21 protein-coding genes are annotated in these 16,532 nt (G+C 44.3%); 5 read left to right on the forward strand and 16 right to left on the reverse strand.

What is annotated here, in order from left to right; genetic code table 11:
- Nucleotides 1-6 precede the first annotated feature (6 nt).
- The 15 genes from V8Q34_RS26785 to V8Q34_RS26855 form a co-directional block, all read right to left on the reverse strand.
- Nucleotides 7-1,296: a PBSX family phage terminase large subunit gene (locus V8Q34_RS26785; RefSeq protein ID WP_335836631.1), complete on the reverse strand. Its 1,290-nt coding sequence runs from the start codon at nt 1,294-1,296 to the stop codon at nt 7-9.
- A complete protein-coding gene (locus V8Q34_RS26790) occupies nt 1,265-1,753 on the reverse strand; it encodes a terminase small subunit (protein WP_335836632.1) in 489 nt (162 codons plus the stop codon). Before V8Q34_RS26790 ends, V8Q34_RS26785 begins: the two co-directional genes overlap by 32 nt.
- Before the next feature lie 245 nt (nt 1,754-1,998).
- Nucleotides 1,999-2,418 (reverse strand): DUF1492 domain-containing protein, encoded by a 420-nt coding sequence (locus V8Q34_RS26795; RefSeq protein ID WP_335836633.1) that lies wholly within the window; start codon nt 2,416-2,418, stop codon nt 1,999-2,001.
- Nucleotides 2,419-2,436: 18 nt separating this feature from the next.
- Complete coding sequence (locus tag V8Q34_RS26800) at nt 2,437-2,604, reverse strand: hypothetical protein (protein ID WP_335836634.1); 168 nt, start codon at nt 2,602-2,604, stop codon at nt 2,437-2,439.
- The gene (locus V8Q34_RS26805; RefSeq protein WP_335836635.1) at nt 2,601-2,828 is read right to left on the reverse strand and encodes a hypothetical protein; all 228 of its coding nucleotides are present in this window, start codon (nt 2,826-2,828) and stop codon (nt 2,601-2,603) included. The genes V8Q34_RS26800 and V8Q34_RS26805 overlap by 4 nt, the downstream gene beginning before the upstream one ends.
- Nucleotides 2,812-4,188, reverse strand: coding sequence for a DEAD/DEAH box helicase (locus V8Q34_RS26810; RefSeq protein ID WP_335836636.1), 1,377 nt, complete (start codon nt 4,186-4,188; stop codon nt 2,812-2,814). Before V8Q34_RS26810 ends, V8Q34_RS26805 begins: the two co-directional genes overlap by 17 nt.
- Complete coding sequence (locus V8Q34_RS26815) at nt 4,169-4,462, reverse strand: VRR-NUC domain-containing protein (RefSeq protein WP_335836637.1); 294 nt, start codon at nt 4,460-4,462, stop codon at nt 4,169-4,171. The genes V8Q34_RS26810 and V8Q34_RS26815 overlap by 20 nt, the downstream gene beginning before the upstream one ends.
- A 238-nt stretch (nt 4,463-4,700) precedes the next feature.
- Nucleotides 4,701-7,136 carry a virulence-associated E family protein gene (locus tag V8Q34_RS26820; protein WP_335836638.1) on the reverse strand — a complete coding sequence of 812 codons (2,436 nt, stop codon included), beginning with the start codon at nt 7,134-7,136 and terminating at the stop codon, nt 4,701-4,703.
- 11 nt (nt 7,137-7,147) lie between these two features.
- Nucleotides 7,148-9,163: a DNA polymerase gene (locus tag V8Q34_RS26825; RefSeq protein ID WP_335836640.1), complete on the reverse strand. Its 2,016-nt coding sequence runs from the start codon at nt 9,161-9,163 to the stop codon at nt 7,148-7,150.
- A 6-nt stretch (nt 9,164-9,169) separates the two neighbouring features.
- The gene (locus tag V8Q34_RS26830; RefSeq protein WP_335836641.1) at nt 9,170-9,718 is read right to left on the reverse strand and encodes a DUF2815 family protein; all 549 of its coding nucleotides are present in this window, start codon (nt 9,716-9,718) and stop codon (nt 9,170-9,172) included.
- 14 nt (nt 9,719-9,732) lie between these two features.
- Entirely contained in the window at nt 9,733-11,058 is a 1,326-nt protein-coding gene (locus V8Q34_RS26835) for a DUF2800 domain-containing protein (protein ID WP_335836642.1), read from the reverse strand.
- Nucleotides 11,058-11,459 carry a hypothetical protein gene (locus V8Q34_RS26840; RefSeq protein WP_335836643.1) on the reverse strand — a complete coding sequence of 134 codons (402 nt, stop codon included), beginning with the start codon at nt 11,457-11,459 and terminating at the stop codon, nt 11,058-11,060. Before V8Q34_RS26840 ends, V8Q34_RS26835 begins: the two co-directional genes overlap by 1 nt.
- A gap of 341 nt (nt 11,460-11,800) precedes the next feature.
- Complete coding sequence (locus V8Q34_RS26845) at nt 11,801-12,118, reverse strand: hypothetical protein (RefSeq protein WP_335836644.1); 318 nt, start codon at nt 12,116-12,118, stop codon at nt 11,801-11,803.
- A complete protein-coding gene (locus V8Q34_RS26850) occupies nt 12,111-12,290 on the reverse strand; it encodes a hypothetical protein (RefSeq protein WP_335836645.1) in 180 nt (59 codons plus the stop codon). Before V8Q34_RS26850 ends, V8Q34_RS26845 begins: the two co-directional genes overlap by 8 nt.
- Nucleotides 12,275-12,493, reverse strand: coding sequence for a helix-turn-helix domain-containing protein (locus V8Q34_RS26855; protein ID WP_335836646.1), 219 nt, complete (start codon nt 12,491-12,493; stop codon nt 12,275-12,277). The genes V8Q34_RS26850 and V8Q34_RS26855 overlap by 16 nt, the downstream gene beginning before the upstream one ends.
- A 96-nt stretch (nt 12,494-12,589) precedes the next feature.
- On the opposite strand from V8Q34_RS26855, the gene V8Q34_RS26860 reads away from it, so the two are divergent.
- Entirely contained in the window at nt 12,590-12,781 is a 192-nt protein-coding gene (locus V8Q34_RS26860) for a hypothetical protein (protein WP_335836647.1), read from the forward strand.
- A gap of 111 nt (nt 12,782-12,892) precedes the next feature.
- Here V8Q34_RS26860 and V8Q34_RS26865 read toward each other — a convergent pair whose 3' ends face one another.
- On the reverse strand, nt 12,893-13,093 hold the full coding sequence (locus V8Q34_RS26865) for a helix-turn-helix domain-containing protein (RefSeq protein ID WP_335836648.1): 201 nt from the start codon (nt 13,091-13,093) through the stop codon (nt 12,893-12,895).
- A gap of 252 nt (nt 13,094-13,345) precedes the next feature.
- Between V8Q34_RS26865 and V8Q34_RS26870 the strand changes: the two genes are divergently transcribed.
- The 4 genes from V8Q34_RS26870 (at nt 13,346) to V8Q34_RS26885 (ending at nt 16,426) form a co-directional block, all read left to right on the forward strand.
- Nucleotides 13,346-13,747, forward strand: a complete 402-nt coding sequence (locus V8Q34_RS26870; protein ID WP_335836649.1) for a helix-turn-helix domain-containing protein — start codon at nt 13,346-13,348, stop codon at nt 13,745-13,747.
- 6 nt (nt 13,748-13,753) lie between these two features.
- On the forward strand, nt 13,754-14,176 hold the full coding sequence (locus V8Q34_RS26875) for an ImmA/IrrE family metallo-endopeptidase (protein ID WP_335836650.1): 423 nt from the start codon (nt 13,754-13,756) through the stop codon (nt 14,174-14,176).
- A 54-nt stretch (nt 14,177-14,230) separates the two neighbouring features.
- Complete coding sequence (locus V8Q34_RS26880) at nt 14,231-15,040, forward strand: zinc ribbon domain-containing protein (RefSeq protein WP_335836651.1); 810 nt, start codon at nt 14,231-14,233, stop codon at nt 15,038-15,040.
- Nucleotides 15,041-15,205: 165 nt separating this feature from the next.
- Nucleotides 15,206-16,426: a tyrosine-type recombinase/integrase gene (locus tag V8Q34_RS26885; RefSeq protein WP_335836652.1), complete on the forward strand. Its 1,221-nt coding sequence runs from the start codon at nt 15,206-15,208 to the stop codon at nt 16,424-16,426.
- The last annotated feature ends 106 nt before the right edge of the window (nt 16,427-16,532 follow it).

Consider the following 16,532-nt stretch of genomic DNA (forward strand, 5'->3'; position numbering starts at 1 on the left):
ACCTCCTTAATAGAATCCAGCTTTCGCTTTGTTCCGAATCTTCGCCTTGCGCCTGGTCATGGAATCCTCCATGCCGTAACGCACCGCATCAATTGTATGGTTGTTCTTATCTGGATAACTGCCCTTGAAATTCCCGTCCTTGTCCATTTCCAGCTCATATCCGGTAAACTCCCTGGCAGCATTCGGGCAACGCTTCGGGTCAATAATGATTTCCTCCAGCTCATCGGACAGAAATTCCATTCCATAGTCCACAGAACCAGGACCTTTCTTTGCACCGACAATCCGCAGGCCCAACTCATTCAGGGCGGCTATTGCCCTTGGCTCCTCGGAATCCGCCGTGATCACTCTGTTGAGAGGATTATACTTCCTGATTTCTCGGGCGGCCTTGGTATTACCCAACTTGACCGCATATATCTCTCCAAACAGGAAGAGGCGTTTCTGCTTGCTGTTGTAATGCATCTTGACATATGCCAGCGGATCAGCGCCATATCCAAAGTCAAGACCTTGCTTGATGCGGTCAAATATTGCAATCTCATCATCCGTGATTATCCTGACGGTAACATTTTCAAAGACTGCTCCTCCGGTACCAGTGGCAACGCCCAGATACTCATGCTCATAAGCCTTCGGTTTCGTCTCTTTTAAGTGTTCCGCCTCGATAAAGAACTGTTCACCCAGCCATTCCCTCGGCACCAACCGGTAATCAGTATGACTGACAATCGTATCGGCTCTTTCCGTCAGCACATCCTGGTTCACCCAACTGTTCATTGACTTCGGAGGGTTCCAGGAGTAAAAAACAAAATACTCCGAACCACCTCTCATAAGTGATTGGAGTATTGTACGTTCTTCTTCTGGTCCGTCAAATTCTGATCTCTCCTCGAACCAGATATACTTAAAATATCCGTTTGCCAGTTTTACAGACTTGATTTTTTGTGGATCATCAGCGCCCCTGAATATGATTTTATTGCCATATGGTATATATGTCAGGCTCAATGGCGAATACCTGATTTTCCATTTGTCAGCCACTCCCAGGGCATTGATAGCCCAAATAAGCTGCTGGAACACCGATTCCTCCAGGAAGCGTCCAACCTTACGCATGGCAATTGCATTTGCCTGCGGATCCTGCATCATCCCCAGCGGAATCTCCAAACTGATAAATGATGACTTCGTGGAGCCTCGACCACCGGCCAGCTTATAGTGTGTATGCTTATGCCCCGCAATGTCCCAGTGCAGATCGTAAAAGGACGGAGCTATCAGCTCTGAGAGCTTAACCTGTGTCGTCTGGTTTTGGGATGTCATTGACAATCACCACACCTTCCACGCCTTTTAGATCCAGCTTATCATTCCACATACCAAGATGTCTGCCAAGGAGTTCCAGAGCTGCTTTCTTATCACACAGTTTTACCTCCCTCTCTGTGCCCCATTCATTCGGCTTTATCTTGACCGACTGGATGCAGGCAAGATCATCGTCGGATGCGTCCTCCCTGATTTTTGCCGTTGCCGGGTCCATAATGTCCGTTATCCGGGCAAATCCAATCCTGGCCAACTCCTGCAGCACACGATCCTGATTTATACCGGTTCGCTTACTGCGTTCCGCCATTGCCTCACCAATAGCCTGTTGAATACTAAGTTTGGCTAAGTTCTGGCTTCCCTGTTCATTTGCGGTTTTCACTGAATATCCTGCTCTTATGGCTGCCTGAGTGGCATTCAGGTCTATCAAATATTCTTCTACAAATCTTTTCTGTTTCTTTGTCATTCAGGCTCACCTCCTTGCTGCTAATCTAAAATCAAAAAGAAAATCAACAGTATCCATCCAAACGAATAATTGACAGCCATGTATACTGCCAGAAACACTATTGCTGTGTAATACAAGTATTTCATGTCAGCGCCTACCTTTTCCACACGCAAAAACACCCAGCCAGCAATGCCAACCAGGTGTTTCTGTTTCTTTTTTCGATGATATCATAATAGCACAGATAAAACTGAAGTGAACTGCACTCTTTATGATATTTCCAATTTTTTTAATGCCTTACCATGTAATTCATAAATCCACCTTTCACTATATCCCATAACCCTTGACACTTCCCACCATTCCATTCCCTTTATATACCGGTAAAATAGTACATCTCTTTCGTCTTCATCTGCCAGCAGATTAATTCTATACGAGATATCTTTGTATATCTTAACCTGCTCTACGCCCTCTGTAAACAGCTCACTTTCTTTTTCATCTAACTGGGCCACATACCCCGAAAGATCACCTGTGCCACCACTCCCATGAGGCATACCATCATTATTTACGGAAGGGCAAGTTCTCATAGAGCGTATTTCTTCCAGTTCTGCCTCAATTCTTTTGATTCTACGTGCATGTTTTCTGTATCCTCTCAGATACTCCTTTTTCTTATCATTTTCCGTTGTTGCCACCAGCTTTCACCCCCAGTCCTAAATATCATCGCTACACCACGGGTATTCCCCAAGGCATTCAAATTCACTGCCACCACTCATACTGCAGCCTTCACAGTCCTTTTCTTCGCCATTATCCATCATGGCTGCGCATTCCCTATAATCATCCTCCATTTGTTTTGTCAGTGGGATTTTAATAAATTTCACTTTTTTACCTCCCTAAATATCTCGAGATACCTTTTATATCTCTTATCCTCTTTTCCAGCTAACCACTCTTCAATCTCCTGTATCTTCTGACTATCCAAATTCGGCACCATGAATTTAAATAATTTCTTAGTCCTTCTAATAGTGTTTGGGAAAAATTTTTCAAAATCCACAGTCATGAAATTGTGGCGCGTCCGATTATTCTGATATTCAAAGCTTACTATCATCTTTATACCTCCTGATCCGTGCTTTCAAAGCATCTAAAAGGCTATCTTGTGTAGCGTCTTTACTTTCCAGTCTCTTGATCACATCCTCATCCACGGTCCCATTTGCCACCAGGCGGTGGATGATCACTCCCTGCTTCTGGCCCTGCCGGTATAGTCTTGCGTTTGCCTGCTGGTATAGCTCCAAGCTCCAGTTAAGCCCGTACCAAACTATGATATGACCACCTGCCTGAAGATTAAGACCATGCCCCATGCTGGCAGGCTGTGCCAGAAGAAGAGGTATCCGGCCTGTATTCCAATCCTGTATATCTTTCTGGCCTTTCAGTGTTCTTGGCTTATAATTTTTAAAAGCTGACATAAGCCGTTCATAGTCATGACGAAAATTATAAAATACCAGGACTGGCTGTCCATTGGCCGTGTCCAGGATCTCCGCCAGGGCCTCCAGCTTCTGGCTATGGATATCTACCACATTCCCATCATCTGTGTATACACTGCCATTTGCCATCTGCAGGAGTTTGTTGTAAACCGATGCAGCATTCAGGGCGGTTATCTGTTCCCCATCAACATCCATCAGCTTTTCCTGTTCCAGCTCCTGGTAGCGCTCCATCTCCCTCATGCTCAAATACACCGGTATGTCATTTACTATCAACTCCGGCATCTGCAGGTAATCATCAGCTTTCATGCTGATGCAGATATCGGATATCTTTTTCTGGATAGCTTCCTCTGCCCCGGGCTTCGGCTCATAGGAATAAACCACATATCCGTTTGACTTCCCGGGATAGAAATACCGGTTCCTGTAGCCTGTGATATTCTTCCCCAGGCGCTCCCCCCGATCTATGAGGTACATCTGCGGCCAAAGATCCAATAATCCATTAGGCGCCGGTGTGCCGGTCAGGCCTACAAACCGGGATGCCAGGGGCCTGACCTGCTTCAGGGCCTTAAACCGCTTTGCCTGATTGGACTTGAAACTTGACAGCTCGTCCACAACGATCATATCAAACGACCAGGACCTCCTGCATTTTTCTACCAGCCACACCACATTCTCCCTGTTGATGACGTAGATATCCGCCTCTGCTGCCAATGCCGCCGTACGTTCCTTCTGACCTCCCAACACCCGCGATATCTGCAGTTGCTGCAGATGATCCCATTTGCCGGCCTCCGTGGTCCAGGTATCCTCCGCCACTCTTTTAGGTGCTATCACCAGCACCTTTGACACTTCAAACATGTCATACATCAAGCAATTTATGGCTGTAAGAGTTATCACTGTCTTACCAAGTCCCATATCCATAAGCAGCCCTGTTTCTGGCAGTTCTATGATTTTTTCTATTGCAAATCTCTGGTACTCATGCGGTACGAACTTCATTCTGCATCTCCTTGATGAAAGCTTTGGCCTGTTCCATTCCTTTGATGAGATAGAACCTACACCCCATATCTTGCAACCGCTGTCTCTGCCATTTCTGGATATTTGACATTCGGCCAATCTCTGTTTTCAATTCTGCAAAGTATACCCTTCCTCCGGGAAATATGTATATCCTGTCAGGTACCCCTGGGTTATTGGGTGATACGAACTTAAAAGAGATGCCACCCAGTTCTTTGATTTTTTTATTCAGCCACGCCTCAATGTCTTTTTCTAACATTCCAATCACTCCTTATCTGTGACAGAGTGACACCTCGCACGCGTATGACGTGTATAACGCGGGTATCTACATATAATTCCTTCTATTTCTATTAATTTATATCTCTATAGTAAAAGACTGTCACACTGTCACAAACTCTTCTGAAATCCGCTTGTTTCCTTGCTTTATGCTGTGACAGTCTTTGAGTCAACCTCTGTGACAGTCTTTTTTCTGTCTCACAAAAATTTTCATGAGACTGTCACAAATTTGAGACTGTCTCACCCACCTTGTCACAGACTGTCACAGTTCTTTTGTAGACTCTTTGCTGTCCATAATCGGCCCCTAAGCGTTTCCGTTCTCCCGAATATTCCCATCCTTCCATTTTTGATAGTATCTTTTTTACTGTATAAGTATCCTTAGTTTCCATTTTCGTCAAACTATAGCCAAAGCACTCACACCATACCTCTTGCGGACTCACGTAATCTCTTTGCAGAGGTGTTTCCGGTAATGGACGCTCTGTTCCATATAAAAAATCCCGACGCCTATCCAAGTCACGGTCATACCAGTCAATCGGAAGCATAATATTTAAATATTCCCTCACTTTTTCTTCTCTGGGGTCGCTAATCATAGCCTCTTTTTGACGCTTTACTGCCTCTTCGGCCGCACTGCCAGACAAGATGAGGGCTTCCCCCGCATGATACCTGCAAAACGCCTCCGCCCAAATCTGGTTAATCTCTTCCTGTGTGATATCCCATACCCTTTTTTCTCCAATACTGGGGACATTCACAGGCCAAAACCTGCGGCCGCCCTCTACATCATTTAAATATCCTTCTTCCGAATTGGTAGTTCCGATCAGGATACACTGCCGTGGATGCGAACTCACACGCCGTCCATAGGAGGCTCTGTAGCGGTCATCTTGCGTGGTTATGAAAGTTCTTAATGTCTTCACACCCGCACTTCCCATTCCAGCAAGTTCCCCTATTTCGATAATCCAGTATCCCTGCAGCTTCTCCGCCGCGGTCTTATCCTTGGTATCCGCCAGATTAAGGGAATCTGAGAACCATTCCTGTCCCAGCTTTGCGATCAATGTACTCTTTCCAATTCCCTGAGGACCGCAGAGCACCAAAACGGTATCAAACTTGCATCCCGGATGCATAACCCTTGTGATTGCTGCACATAAAGTCTTTCGTGTCACCTGTCTGGTATAGTCATTATCATCGGCACCCAGATAATCTATCAAAAGTGTGTCTACTCTCTTTACTCCATCCCATTCCGGAAGTCCTGCCAGGTACTCCCTGACCGGATGGTACGCCCGGTCATCAGCAACCTTCGTCACTGCAGACAATATCTTCGCTTTCGGAAATTCAACATACCTCGCCGCAAGAAATGCTTCAAGCTGTGCGTCGTCTGCATCCCTCCAGAATCTTCCAGGCCGTTTCCAGGGTGCTTCATCACGGAATTCAAGATTATCAGCCATCTGGTTGAATACAAGCCCTTTCAAGGATTCATCATGCTGCATGATAGTCAACACATTATTCAGGTTCTTTTCCAACCCCTGTTTGTTGTAGGTAAGCAGGGAAAGCCACTCATCCCCGTCTTCAAAGTCCTCCATTATCTCCTGCTTGCGCTCCCGCCCCAGTGTCAACCGGGTCTCCTTGTCTTCCTGGATAAATTCCATCATGGCTTTATAACTCGGTAATTTCGTTACTGCTGTGTCTGAGTCTACATCTTCATCCTGAATGCCGAATTTGTGAATACGAACCAAATCAAAGGCATTGCAAAGCTTCCCACCTGCTGGGTCTGTGGCATGGTTACTATATGCAAACTTATCATCATACAATACCAGACCCGCGGCTGTGGATCCCTCTGCATATGTATAACGCCCAGACATCGCACATGGGATATAAACATCCTGCAGGAACTCGCGTATAGCCTCGTCGATGGTGTACGTCCGACAAAATGCCCCGATAAGCCCCTTCTTCTCACAAGGGTCCCCCTGCTTCTTTGCTGTCCTCTTCCGCTGCTCTACAGCCCGGCTGCTCTCCGGCCAATAGCTGGTGTCTGTCCAATCTGGATACTGTGCAAGCACATCATCAGCGCTGATCCAGGATGAGTCATCATAGTCAAATACATACTGCCCATCTGATGCTACAGAAGCCCAGTACATCAGCCTACCCGGCTGATATGTGGTGTCGTCAAAATAATCAATACCTATTTCCTCCGCCAGTTTCCTTGCAATGGCTTCGTATTCGTCAGGCGTGACTGGGCGGTCAAGTGGTATGAGGATTCGGAGTCTGGGCTTTTCCGGCGTATGTTTATGTGTGGAATAAACAGCATAGGCACCATCTAAATACAGATATAATGTCTCCACAAGATCCACAGGTGCAAAATCTGCATCAAGTGTGATCAATTGTCTTTCCTGTACATTTTCTGCTTTCCTGCGGCCTCCTTTCAGTGTGCCACCTACAAACCCGCCTACGTCCTTTATCTTATCTTGATCGGTTTTTGGCAGACTCATGTATTCTGCTATCGTCTCCTGCGTCCTTGTTGGGTTTTTGAGCTTCGCCAGGAGCTGTGACCAGGTGAATGTTTTGTTCTTCCAGTTCTTCTCCATCCGGCTCCTGCCCGTGGCGATACAGAGGGAACCGTCATGTTTTATATGCAGTTTATAGTCTTCCAGTTTTTCGATTCCCATGCTATTCCTCCTTAATCCTTCTTATAAAAATCAGTCTCGTAGCCGTCTCCTTTCAGGGGCAGGCCTGATGCCCAAGAAATCTCCTGAGCCATGACGCGGATGATATTATCCAATGCGTGGGTATCATTTACAGGGGCATCCACAATGATTTCATCGTGTATATGCATTACTATGCGATATCCCATTCTACTTACCTGCATCATAGTAGCCGCCAAACAATCCCTGGCGGTTGCCTGTACGATATTCTCTACAAGCTTTCCACCCCAGGTCTCCAACCTCCCCCAGCGCTTTGTCTGTTGCTCAACCCCGGCATAGGTGATAGACTCCCCCTTCGGCGTCTCCTCTATCCTTGCGTCAAAGTAGGCCAGTTTCCGGCCTGACAACAATCTTATGAAGAGTATCTTATTAATATAAGAAAAAGAAATCCCATTTTTCAACTTCACGGTACGCCTCTCTTTTATAGCAGTCTTTGCCGCAGCTTCCGCATTCCGCCAGAATTTACAGATATTTGGGCTGGCCCTACGCCAGTTGGCCACCAGCATGGGGATCTCCTCATCAGGGATGCTCCCAGCCTTGTCCATTGCCTTTATAGCTCCAAAGGCACCGCCGTATCCCAATGCCAGTTCTGCGACCTTTCCCTGCTGTCTCAGCTTGCTGCCCTTCTTAATATTCTCGATCGGGACATGGAACATCTGGGATGCAGATGCTTCATATATCTTGCCGTGTGTCCGGAACACCTCCAGCCGCCACTCTTCGCCTGCCAGCCAGGCAATCACCCTGGCCTCTATGGCAGAAAAGTCCGCTACACAGAACCTGCACCTTGAGGAAGGCACGAATGCCGTGCGGATAAGCTGTGAGAACACAAATGGCACTCCCTCAAACAGCAGTTCCAGTGTTTCAAAATCACCTTCAGAAACAAGCTGTCTTGCATAGTCGATATCCGGTATCTTGTTCTGGGGAAGGTTATGGACCTGCACGATGCGCCCGGCCCAGCGGCCTGTGCGGTTGGCACCATAGAACTGCAGGATTCCCCGCAAGTATCCATCACTGCAGACGGCATTTTTCATAGCGGCATATTTCTTTGTGGATGTCTTCCCCAGCTCCTGCCGGATCTCCAGCATCCGGAGTGCGGGCCCTGCGGATGGCTTTTTAGATAATCCCTCCATAATTTCGGGGATGGTATCCTTGGTTATACTTTTTATCTCCATCTCATATCGGTCGGCAAACCATTGTTTAAGCTGTGCCAGGCTATTGGGATTATCAAGCCCTGTGATCTCCCGGGCTTCATGCATCAGTCGTTCTTGATATACCACGTCATAGCCCAGGATGTTCTCTACCATATGCATATCGAGCCGCACGCCCCGGTCGTTCATGTGTTGATCCAGTTCCCAGAGCCTTTGCTCTTCTTCCGGTATCGGATAGATGGTCAGCTTCTCCCAGATGGCATTTTCAGTCACTACATCCTGCCAGTTGTATTCCACGAACTGCGCCCACTTTTCCGGTGCGTGTTCTGGCAGGTTTCGGGTCCGTCCGCCGTTGGCTTTTGTTGGCTTACAGGGCTTGCAGAAATACTGTATAAGGCTCTTACCTATCTTGTCCTTCTGCTTATCCTCAGGCAGGCCCAGGGCTTCGCCTACAGCCCCCAGAGTGGCAGGAAGGCCCAGTGTAGCTGCATGGACAGCGGTACATCTCCACTGCTCCGGTGGCATTGGCATTTTCAAGTATGCCGCCAGACACGTACGTTCAAAGTTGGCGTTATACGCTGTTTTGACATATTCTGGATTTAATAGTATGTCGTAGAACTCCTTGCAGTCAGCGTGGAATCTCTTCTGCTTGTCATTAAGCAGGCTTCCCTGCACTCCCTTGAGTTTCTTCTGTGTAAGGTCCAGCACTTTCACAGGACCATTATCAATCTTGTAGGCGATCAGGAGTATTTCAAATGCGGGGCTTTCCGCATATGCGTAAGCCCCTGCTGTCTTAATATCTACATCACTGTATGTTTCAATATCCACATTCATTATGTGCATAGTTCATCATCCTAACATGTCATCGTCGTCTTCATCATCGAAATCCGCAGCGGCGGATTCAATAGTCACAGTCCCTCCCAGTGGCTCATCATCACGTTTCTTCTGCAGTGCATTTAAGCCTACTGCGATACCTCTGTTTCCGTTTACATCGAAAGAATAGAAACTCACGTTTGCACGTCCCCAGCATCCACTGTACAATTCTGTCTGGTCCAGAATCTCCTCTTTGTATTCATCCAGCAGAACAGGTTTTTTGGTTGCATTGGCATTGATGAAGTACATTCCCGCATATTCCGGATGTTCGTCAGCACGTTCCACATCCCCATCACGCAGGGGTGTCTTCAAATTAGCGGGAACCTTGCCTTTCCATTTCTCTGCAGCCCCAGCTTTCTTTTCTTTCTCAATGGCATCACGGATTTTTTTCAACGTAGCTTTGTCATCCTTCGGGATTAACAGGCATACGGAAAACTTAGGATCCTGCCCTTCACTGATTGCTTTCGGTTTGAATACGTTCAGATAAGAAAGTCTAACAGTTCCTGTGATTACTTTTGTGCTCATAATTTTGATCTCCTTTACATCATATATGCTTCATCAGATACACTCTGATATATAGTCTCAATAGTTTCTTTATCATATTTCCCAGCCAGCCTTGCCAGCCAGAACGCCTTTCCTCCCAGGACATGCTCATGGCTTTCCAGATACTCCCGCATTTCCTGGGCGCAGTTATACAGGTCATCCTCTTCCCCGAACTCCTCTTTAATGGCTTCGGCCTTATTATATTCAGGGCGCTTGTCCGTCTCGGGAACTAATACAGGTTTGCCTCCCGGCTTCTCCACCAGCCCATCGAGCAGTTCTGCGAACTTCTTCTTTCCCATGAGTTTTTCCATTGCCGTAATTCCCTGCAGTTCCTGGGGTTTATAGATTTCCTGATATCCAGCTTCTGTAAGCTTTTGGGCCACTTGTGCTTCATCCGTATATTTCCGGTTACTTCTGCCTTCTACTAGCTTCCAGCCATCGTAATGCTGACCGTGGTTCACCGCCTGGTCAAATGCATACGCCTTAACCGCTTCTGCCCATTTCACCAGTGCGTCCACTTTTCCCAATACCTCGCCGATTTCGGAATCCTCAAGCAGCTCCGCATCCACAAAATCATATTTCGCCAGTTCCATCTGGTAATCCTTCTGTGCCCTGCAGACGGCGAAGGCCTTGCAAAATCTGCAGTGGTCGCCCACACAGAAATCACCTTCTCCAGCCATAGCCATTAGTGCTTTAGGTTTTACCTCTTTTTCTGCCCAGGCAAGTAATTCTTCAACGGTAATTTCTTCTGTTGATACGTTTTCCAGCCTGGGCTGAATGATTGTACATTTGATGCGCTTGATGTCATATAGCATGGAGTGTTCCAGATAAGCGCCCAGGCCATAAAGCCGGAGTTGAGGGTTGCTTACTGCGGATACACCCACACCTTTCCCATATTTCAGGTCAATCACCTGCACAAGGTCATCAGCAATAATTACAACGTCCCCCGTACCAAATCCGTCCGGTACATAATCTGAGAAATCAAGCCTCTGTTCAAAGAGTATCTGGGCATCCGGGCAGGAAGCCTTTGCTTCATTGAAGATTTCCCATACCCCTTGCGCATAGTCTTCTATGTATTCCTGCATCTCCTGGTTATACAAAGGGTCCTTTTTAATTTTATTTAACCTGGTATTAAAAGCTTTTTTTGTTATTTCCCCATTGTTATAACGGAGAATCTGTTCTGCCAGGCTATGGGCCAGCGTTCCCTCTTCAACAAATTCTGTATTTTTATCAGGAAACTGCTCCTCCAGATTCGCGGATGGCGGGCAGGCCATCCAGCGGCTTGCCCCGCTTGCACTTAATTTTGCATGTATATCAGGCATTAGATCTCACCTGCCTTTTCCATTATTTCAGCATACTTGTCTTCTGGTATCTGAGAGAGCTTGTCCACCCCAAAGCTTTTAATCAGTTCCTGCACTTTGGCTTTTTTACCTGCTTTTGTCAGCTCCGAAAGCTTTCCGCGAACGTCCACAAGGGTGTAAGTCTTTACTTCGAATGTTAGCTCCTTCTCGGACTCTTTTACGGGTTTTTCTTCTGCGGATGCAGGCTCCGATTCTACCGCAGGTTCATTCTCCAACATTGTTTCTCCTGCAGCTCCCTCCGGGGACAGCTTTCTTGTCACACACGGACCCTTTACAAGTCCATCAAAACTTGATGGTCCATTCAACTGTTCCGCAAATTCTCTCATTTCTTCCAAACTTTCAAATTCAACATTAATTTTCATATGCTTTCATTCTCCTTCTTCTTATTCTTAAAATATTATTCAGCATCCGTATACACGGAAGTGCTGTTTCTGCCACATGTTCAAGACTCTCATACAGTTCTTTTCTCCGCAGATTCCCCAGTTCAAGATATGCCTTTACGATATCAAGGTATATATCATGATCAGGATGTCCCGGGTTGAATACTATCCAATCTCTTTCATGAAAGTAAAAAAAATGACGTTGCTGATAGGCATATATTTTTCTGGGATTTCTTCTATATCTGCAAGCCCCAGTTCAAAATCAATGATTTTCAGATTCACTTGCCTTCCCTCCATTTCTGCCTTATAATAAAGACGAAATATTATTTTTCTTTGGTCCCTGTTTGCTTGCCGGCGTCAGGGACTTTTTCTTTTGGCTCTCCATCAAGGACTATTTGTTGCAACTCCACATCTCTCCAGGTGCTGAAATATGTTTTTGACCGATACTCATACGTCTCGCCAAATCCAGTATCATTGTCATACTGTATCGCCGTGTAGTCCCCAGTCTCTACATATGCATACCCGTCAGGCGTGGCATGGATATCTATATTGAGTCCTGTCTGCGCCGATATCTTCTGCAGCGCGATGCGCACGTTGCGCAGATATACCATGATATCGCTATCTGATTTTAATTTATCCATGTTTCCTCCTCCTCTCCCAATAATCCCTGGCGACCTCAAAGGCCACCACCAGCAACACAAATATAACTATGTAACACATAACTGCCTGCGGTGCGTCCCGTGGCTGCCACCATCCGGTTGATGCGGCAAGGGCGGTGCAGATAGCTGCGTCTTTTACTATGGTGTAGTGCATTCTGTCTCACCTCCTCCAGACTTCTCTGGCTTTTGTCCTTCTATAAATTTTTCCAGGTCACTCCCGCGAATCTTCTTTGATCCAATCAATAAAGCGTCCAGTTTACCATTGTTTATGAGCTCATATACTGTGCATGGGCTCACCAATAACACTTTGGCTGCCTGTTTGACTGTGTATAACGGTTTATATGGTTCTACTGGCATTTTATGTTTCTCCTTTCTTGCTATTTGGTGTTTTATCTCCTATAATCTAAGTACAGGCGTTGCAGCGCCAAGTACGAAAGAAAGGAGAGTGTGGCTATGACTGACAACGAAAAACGTGCTCACGATTTAGCTATTGCTTCTATTCCTATCATATACGATTTGCATAAGCTCAACGTTATTACAAATCCAGACATGACAGTTGAAGACAAAGCATTCGATGTATATAAGCAATATATGTCTTGTTACAACACTATAATCGAATCCGTTAAACGTGATTTTCCTGATTGATTTTTTCTTTATTAATTAAAACATCAAATGAAACAGGCTCCTTGCTAATCCGAATAGCTTGGAGCTCTTTTCTTATGGCTACCAACTCCTGATAGATTTTTCTTAACCTTTTCATTTCACCTCCTTATCCTCTTCCAGGAAATATTCAATAGGTACATCGAAGTAATTAGCTACTTTTTGTAGTTTATCTACAGTTGGTTTAGATGTTTTCCATTTGCATATACTACAATTTGAGAGATCTAAATCTTTCTCTACTCTGTAAATTGAAATTTTTCTCTCTTTACATAAATGTTTGATTTTTTCATAAATCACTTTTTCACCTTCTTTCAACATGATTTTGTGCATATCTATTGACATTTGCATGAAAATAATCTATTATATAGACATAAAGATATCCGAAAATTTTCATGTATCTATTCTAATGATTTTGCAGAATCATTAGCTAAGTAGATTGTTTTCATGCGTTCTTCGTTACAAGCATATAATACATGATAATTTTCTAGTTGTCAATAGTTTTACATGATTTTTTTCATGTAATATAAAAACAGAAAGGAGTAACTTACTTTGACACTAGTAGAAAAAATACGTGTACTGGCAAATCAAAGAAGTATGAGCTTACCACAACTTGAGGTAGAATTAGGGTTGGGAAATGGTACAATTAGCAGATGGAAAACTTCTTCACCTAATACTGATAAACTTCAACGAATTGCCGATTATTTTAATGTATCCATTGATTATCTCTTAGGAAGAGAAATTCAATTAACACCAAAGGATGAACGTGACATTTCCAAGATACTCGAACAAACCCGACAGCAACTCATGAATCAAGAAGGACTGATGTTTGATGGAGATCCGGCCACCCCTGAAGCTGTTGAATCAATCGTCGCAGCCATGCAGATAGGCATGGAGATGGCAAAGAAAAAGAACAAGGAAAAATATACGCCTAAGAAATATAAAAAGGACTGATTGTCTATGGAGATTGGCAAAAAAGTTGATAGCCTGGTCAGGAAATACCAGACAAGAAACCCTTTTGAGATGATAAAGGGAATGAATGTGATTCTTGTGTCCTATCCTTTAGATGGAGTCAGAGGTTTTTATCAATACTTTCAACGCAATAATATAATTTACATAGATGAAAATCTTCCTGAACACGAAAAACTTTTTGTTTGCGCTCATGAACTTGGTCATATGTTTTTACATAAAAAATCTAATGCCATTTTTATGGACACACGAACGCATTTCACCACATCAAAGTATGAGACAGAAGCTAATAATTTTGCTATTCATCTTCTACTCTCCGATGATTTTGTGCGGGAATACCAAGGATATACATTTGGACAGATTTCCAGATTAACCGGATACAGCGAAAAGCTTATTGAATTGCGTCTTAAATAGATTAATTCGCTTCGGCGCTTTAATAAATAAAATATAACTAAAGGGGGAGTTGTTATGGCATTAATCAAATGTCCCGAATGCGGGGAAGAAGTATCCGACAAGGCAGGAAATTGTCCAAACTGCGGACATCCCATATCGCCACAGCCAAAATCCAAAAGACGGCTAAGAAGAAGTGACATAATACTACTAATCGTTTTTATCGCTGGATGTTCTTTGATCGCTTTTGGTATATTGTACGCTATTTATAGTAATGACGATACCACATCCACGAAAACGAATAGTACAGAAAGAATTGCTACAAAAGAAGATTCTAATGAAAATGCAAAAACGGAAGAAAATCAAGACAATGAAGGTACGCTTTCCGCAGAGAAAAACCTATTCTCTGTAGAAATAACTATCCCTGCCTCTTTAATCAAAGAAGAGGCAAATGCTACTGAATTAACAGAAGAAGCAAAAGATAACGGAGTAAAAGAAATCAAAAAAAATGCCGATGGTTCTGTCACCATGAAGATGACAAAGGCTGCCCATAAAAAAATGTTGGATTCTATTAAAGAATCCATCGACAAGTCAATCTCTGAAACACTGGAAGATAAAGAAAAATGCCCTTCCTTCGATTCCATCAGTTATAACGATGATGTGACTGTTTTTGATATTAAAGTAGATGCTGCTACATTTGGCGGACTTGAAGGTATTTATGCATTAACCTATTATATTATGGGAAATATGTATCAGGCACTTAATGCAGTACCTGAAAACGATTTAAAAACTGTTGTTAATTTCATAGACAAAGATACCGGCGAAGTAATCCAGGTTGGAGATTCCACCAAAATGGCCGATACTGATTCTCCTGGTACTACCGAATAAATAAAAAACCGCCCCGGGCGGCAACCCGGAACGGCTTAATATAGATGTAACTCGCTAACCAGAGGTTATGGTATACATCGACCTTGAACAAGTTGATTATACCATAATCCTCCCAAATTGACGAGGGTTATTTTTTTATACCCTTTTTTAGGAAGGATGTTGAATATGGGAGAATTAAGAACCAGAAAAAGAGGCAAATACTGGGAATATTCCTTTGAGGGAGCAAAGATTGATGGGAAGAGAAATCCCATCTCAAAGAGTGGTTTTAGGACAAAAGCTGATGCCATTGCTGCAGGGACGCAGGCAAAAGCAGAATATGATAACACCGGCCGCAGTTTTACGCCATCAGATGTCAGTGTAGCAGATTATTTGGATTACTGGTATGAAAACTACGTCTTGAAACATCTCGCTTATCGAACGCAATGCGATTATGAATCGAAGATACGGCTCCATTTAAAACCTGCATTTGGTAAGTATCGGCTTTCCGCCCTGGAGCCAGATGCAATCCAAAGATGGATAGACGGTATGAAAGAGAAGGGTTATTCAAAGAATATGCTGAAAAACTCCCTTGCCTGCCTGTCTGGAGCACTCAATTATGCGATACTCCCCTGTAAATATATTAAGTCAAATCCGTGTGATCACGTCAAAATAGCGAAAGTCACACAGCCGCCTGAAAGAAAAGCCAAGACCGAATATATTTGTGTCCAGGAGGATTTTGATAAGATAGTAAACCGCTTTGGACCTGGCAGTATATTTTATATCCCGCTGATGGTTGCCTATCATTTGGGGACGCGTCTGGGCGAAAGCTATGGATTTGATTTACTCAGAGATGTGAATTTTGAAAAACACACCATTTCAATCAATTATCAAATGCAGAAAGAAGGCAAGACTTGGTTTCTCCGTCCACCAAAATACGATTCGTACAGGACTATCGGCATGGATCCTTTCATAGAATCTATTTTGAAACAGGAGATTGTGAATCGTAAAAAGCATATGATGCTCTATGGAGAATACTTCATGAAAACTTATGTCAGCAAAGATGACTCTCTATTCCAGGCCCCCGCAAGTACCGAAATCGTAGGAAAAGAAATCATGCCTGTGTGCGCCCGTGAAAATGGTGAACTGCTTACCCCAGAATCATTTAAGTATTGCGTCCGTGTAGTCCATAATGAGCTCTGTAATCCATTATTTCATCATCACTGCTTGCGACATACCCACGGGACGATTTTGGCCGAAAATGGGGCAAATCCGAAGGCTGTAATGGAACGTCTGGGGCACAAGGATATCAAGACTACCTTCAACCGGTATATTTTTGCTACTGACAAAATGAAAGACGATGCAGTCAGGATTTTTACTGAAGCCACAAATAATCTGCCTACCATTTAAAAATTTGGTAGGCAGATAGTAGGCAAAAAACCAATCTGGTAGCATAAAATCACTGTAAACCCGCTTATTTACGGGATAATAAACACACAGTTTCAACATGCTCCGT

Origin of the sequence: Blautia sp. JLR.GB0024 (assembly GCF_037000545.1) — a bacterium.
GTDB classification, from domain to species: domain Bacteria; phylum Bacillota; class Clostridia; order Lachnospirales; family Lachnospiraceae; genus Blautia; species Blautia celeris.

Coding starts and splice junctions, on each gene's coding strand:
- V8Q34_RS26860 (WP_335836647.1), top strand. CDS start 12,590: ATGACTGACAACGAAAAACGTGCTCACGATTTAGCTATTGCTTCTATT.
- V8Q34_RS26840 (WP_335836643.1), bottom strand. CDS start 11,459: ATGAAAATTAATGTTGAATTTGAAAGTTTGGAAGAAATGAGAGAATTT.
- V8Q34_RS26820 (WP_335836638.1), bottom strand. CDS start 7,136: ATGGGAATCGAAAAACTGGAAGACTATAAACTGCATATAAAACATGAC.
- V8Q34_RS26830 (WP_335836641.1), bottom strand. CDS start 9,718: ATGAGCACAAAAGTAATCACAGGAACTGTTAGACTTTCTTATCTGAAC.
- V8Q34_RS26785 (WP_335836631.1), bottom strand. CDS start 1,296: ATGACATCCCAAAACCAGACGACACAGGTTAAGCTCTCAGAGCTGATA.
- V8Q34_RS26810 (WP_335836636.1), bottom strand. CDS start 4,188: ATGAAGTTCGTACCGCATGAGTACCAGAGATTTGCAATAGAAAAAATC.
- V8Q34_RS26815 (WP_335836637.1), bottom strand. CDS start 4,462: ATGTTAGAAAAAGACATTGAGGCGTGGCTGAATAAAAAAATCAAAGAA.
- V8Q34_RS26850 (WP_335836645.1), bottom strand. CDS start 12,290: ATGCACTACACCATAGTAAAAGACGCAGCTATCTGCACCGCCCTTGCC.
- V8Q34_RS26880 (WP_335836651.1), top strand. CDS start 14,231: ATGGCATTAATCAAATGTCCCGAATGCGGGGAAGAAGTATCCGACAAG.
- V8Q34_RS26805 (WP_335836635.1), bottom strand. CDS start 2,828: ATGATAGTAAGCTTTGAATATCAGAATAATCGGACGCGCCACAATTTC.
- V8Q34_RS26835 (WP_335836642.1), bottom strand. CDS start 11,058: ATGCCTGATATACATGCAAAATTAAGTGCAAGCGGGGCAAGCCGCTGG.
- V8Q34_RS26885 (WP_335836652.1), top strand. CDS start 15,206: ATGGGAGAATTAAGAACCAGAAAAAGAGGCAAATACTGGGAATATTCC.
- V8Q34_RS26855 (WP_335836646.1), bottom strand. CDS start 12,493: ATGCCAGTAGAACCATATAAACCGTTATACACAGTCAAACAGGCAGCC.
- V8Q34_RS26790 (WP_335836632.1), bottom strand. CDS start 1,753: ATGACAAAGAAACAGAAAAGATTTGTAGAAGAATATTTGATAGACCTG.
- V8Q34_RS26845 (WP_335836644.1), bottom strand. CDS start 12,118: ATGGATAAATTAAAATCAGATAGCGATATCATGGTATATCTGCGCAAC.
- V8Q34_RS26875 (WP_335836650.1), top strand. CDS start 13,754: ATGGAGATTGGCAAAAAAGTTGATAGCCTGGTCAGGAAATACCAGACA.
- V8Q34_RS26825 (WP_335836640.1), bottom strand. CDS start 9,163: ATGCACATAATGAATGTGGATATTGAAACATACAGTGATGTAGATATT.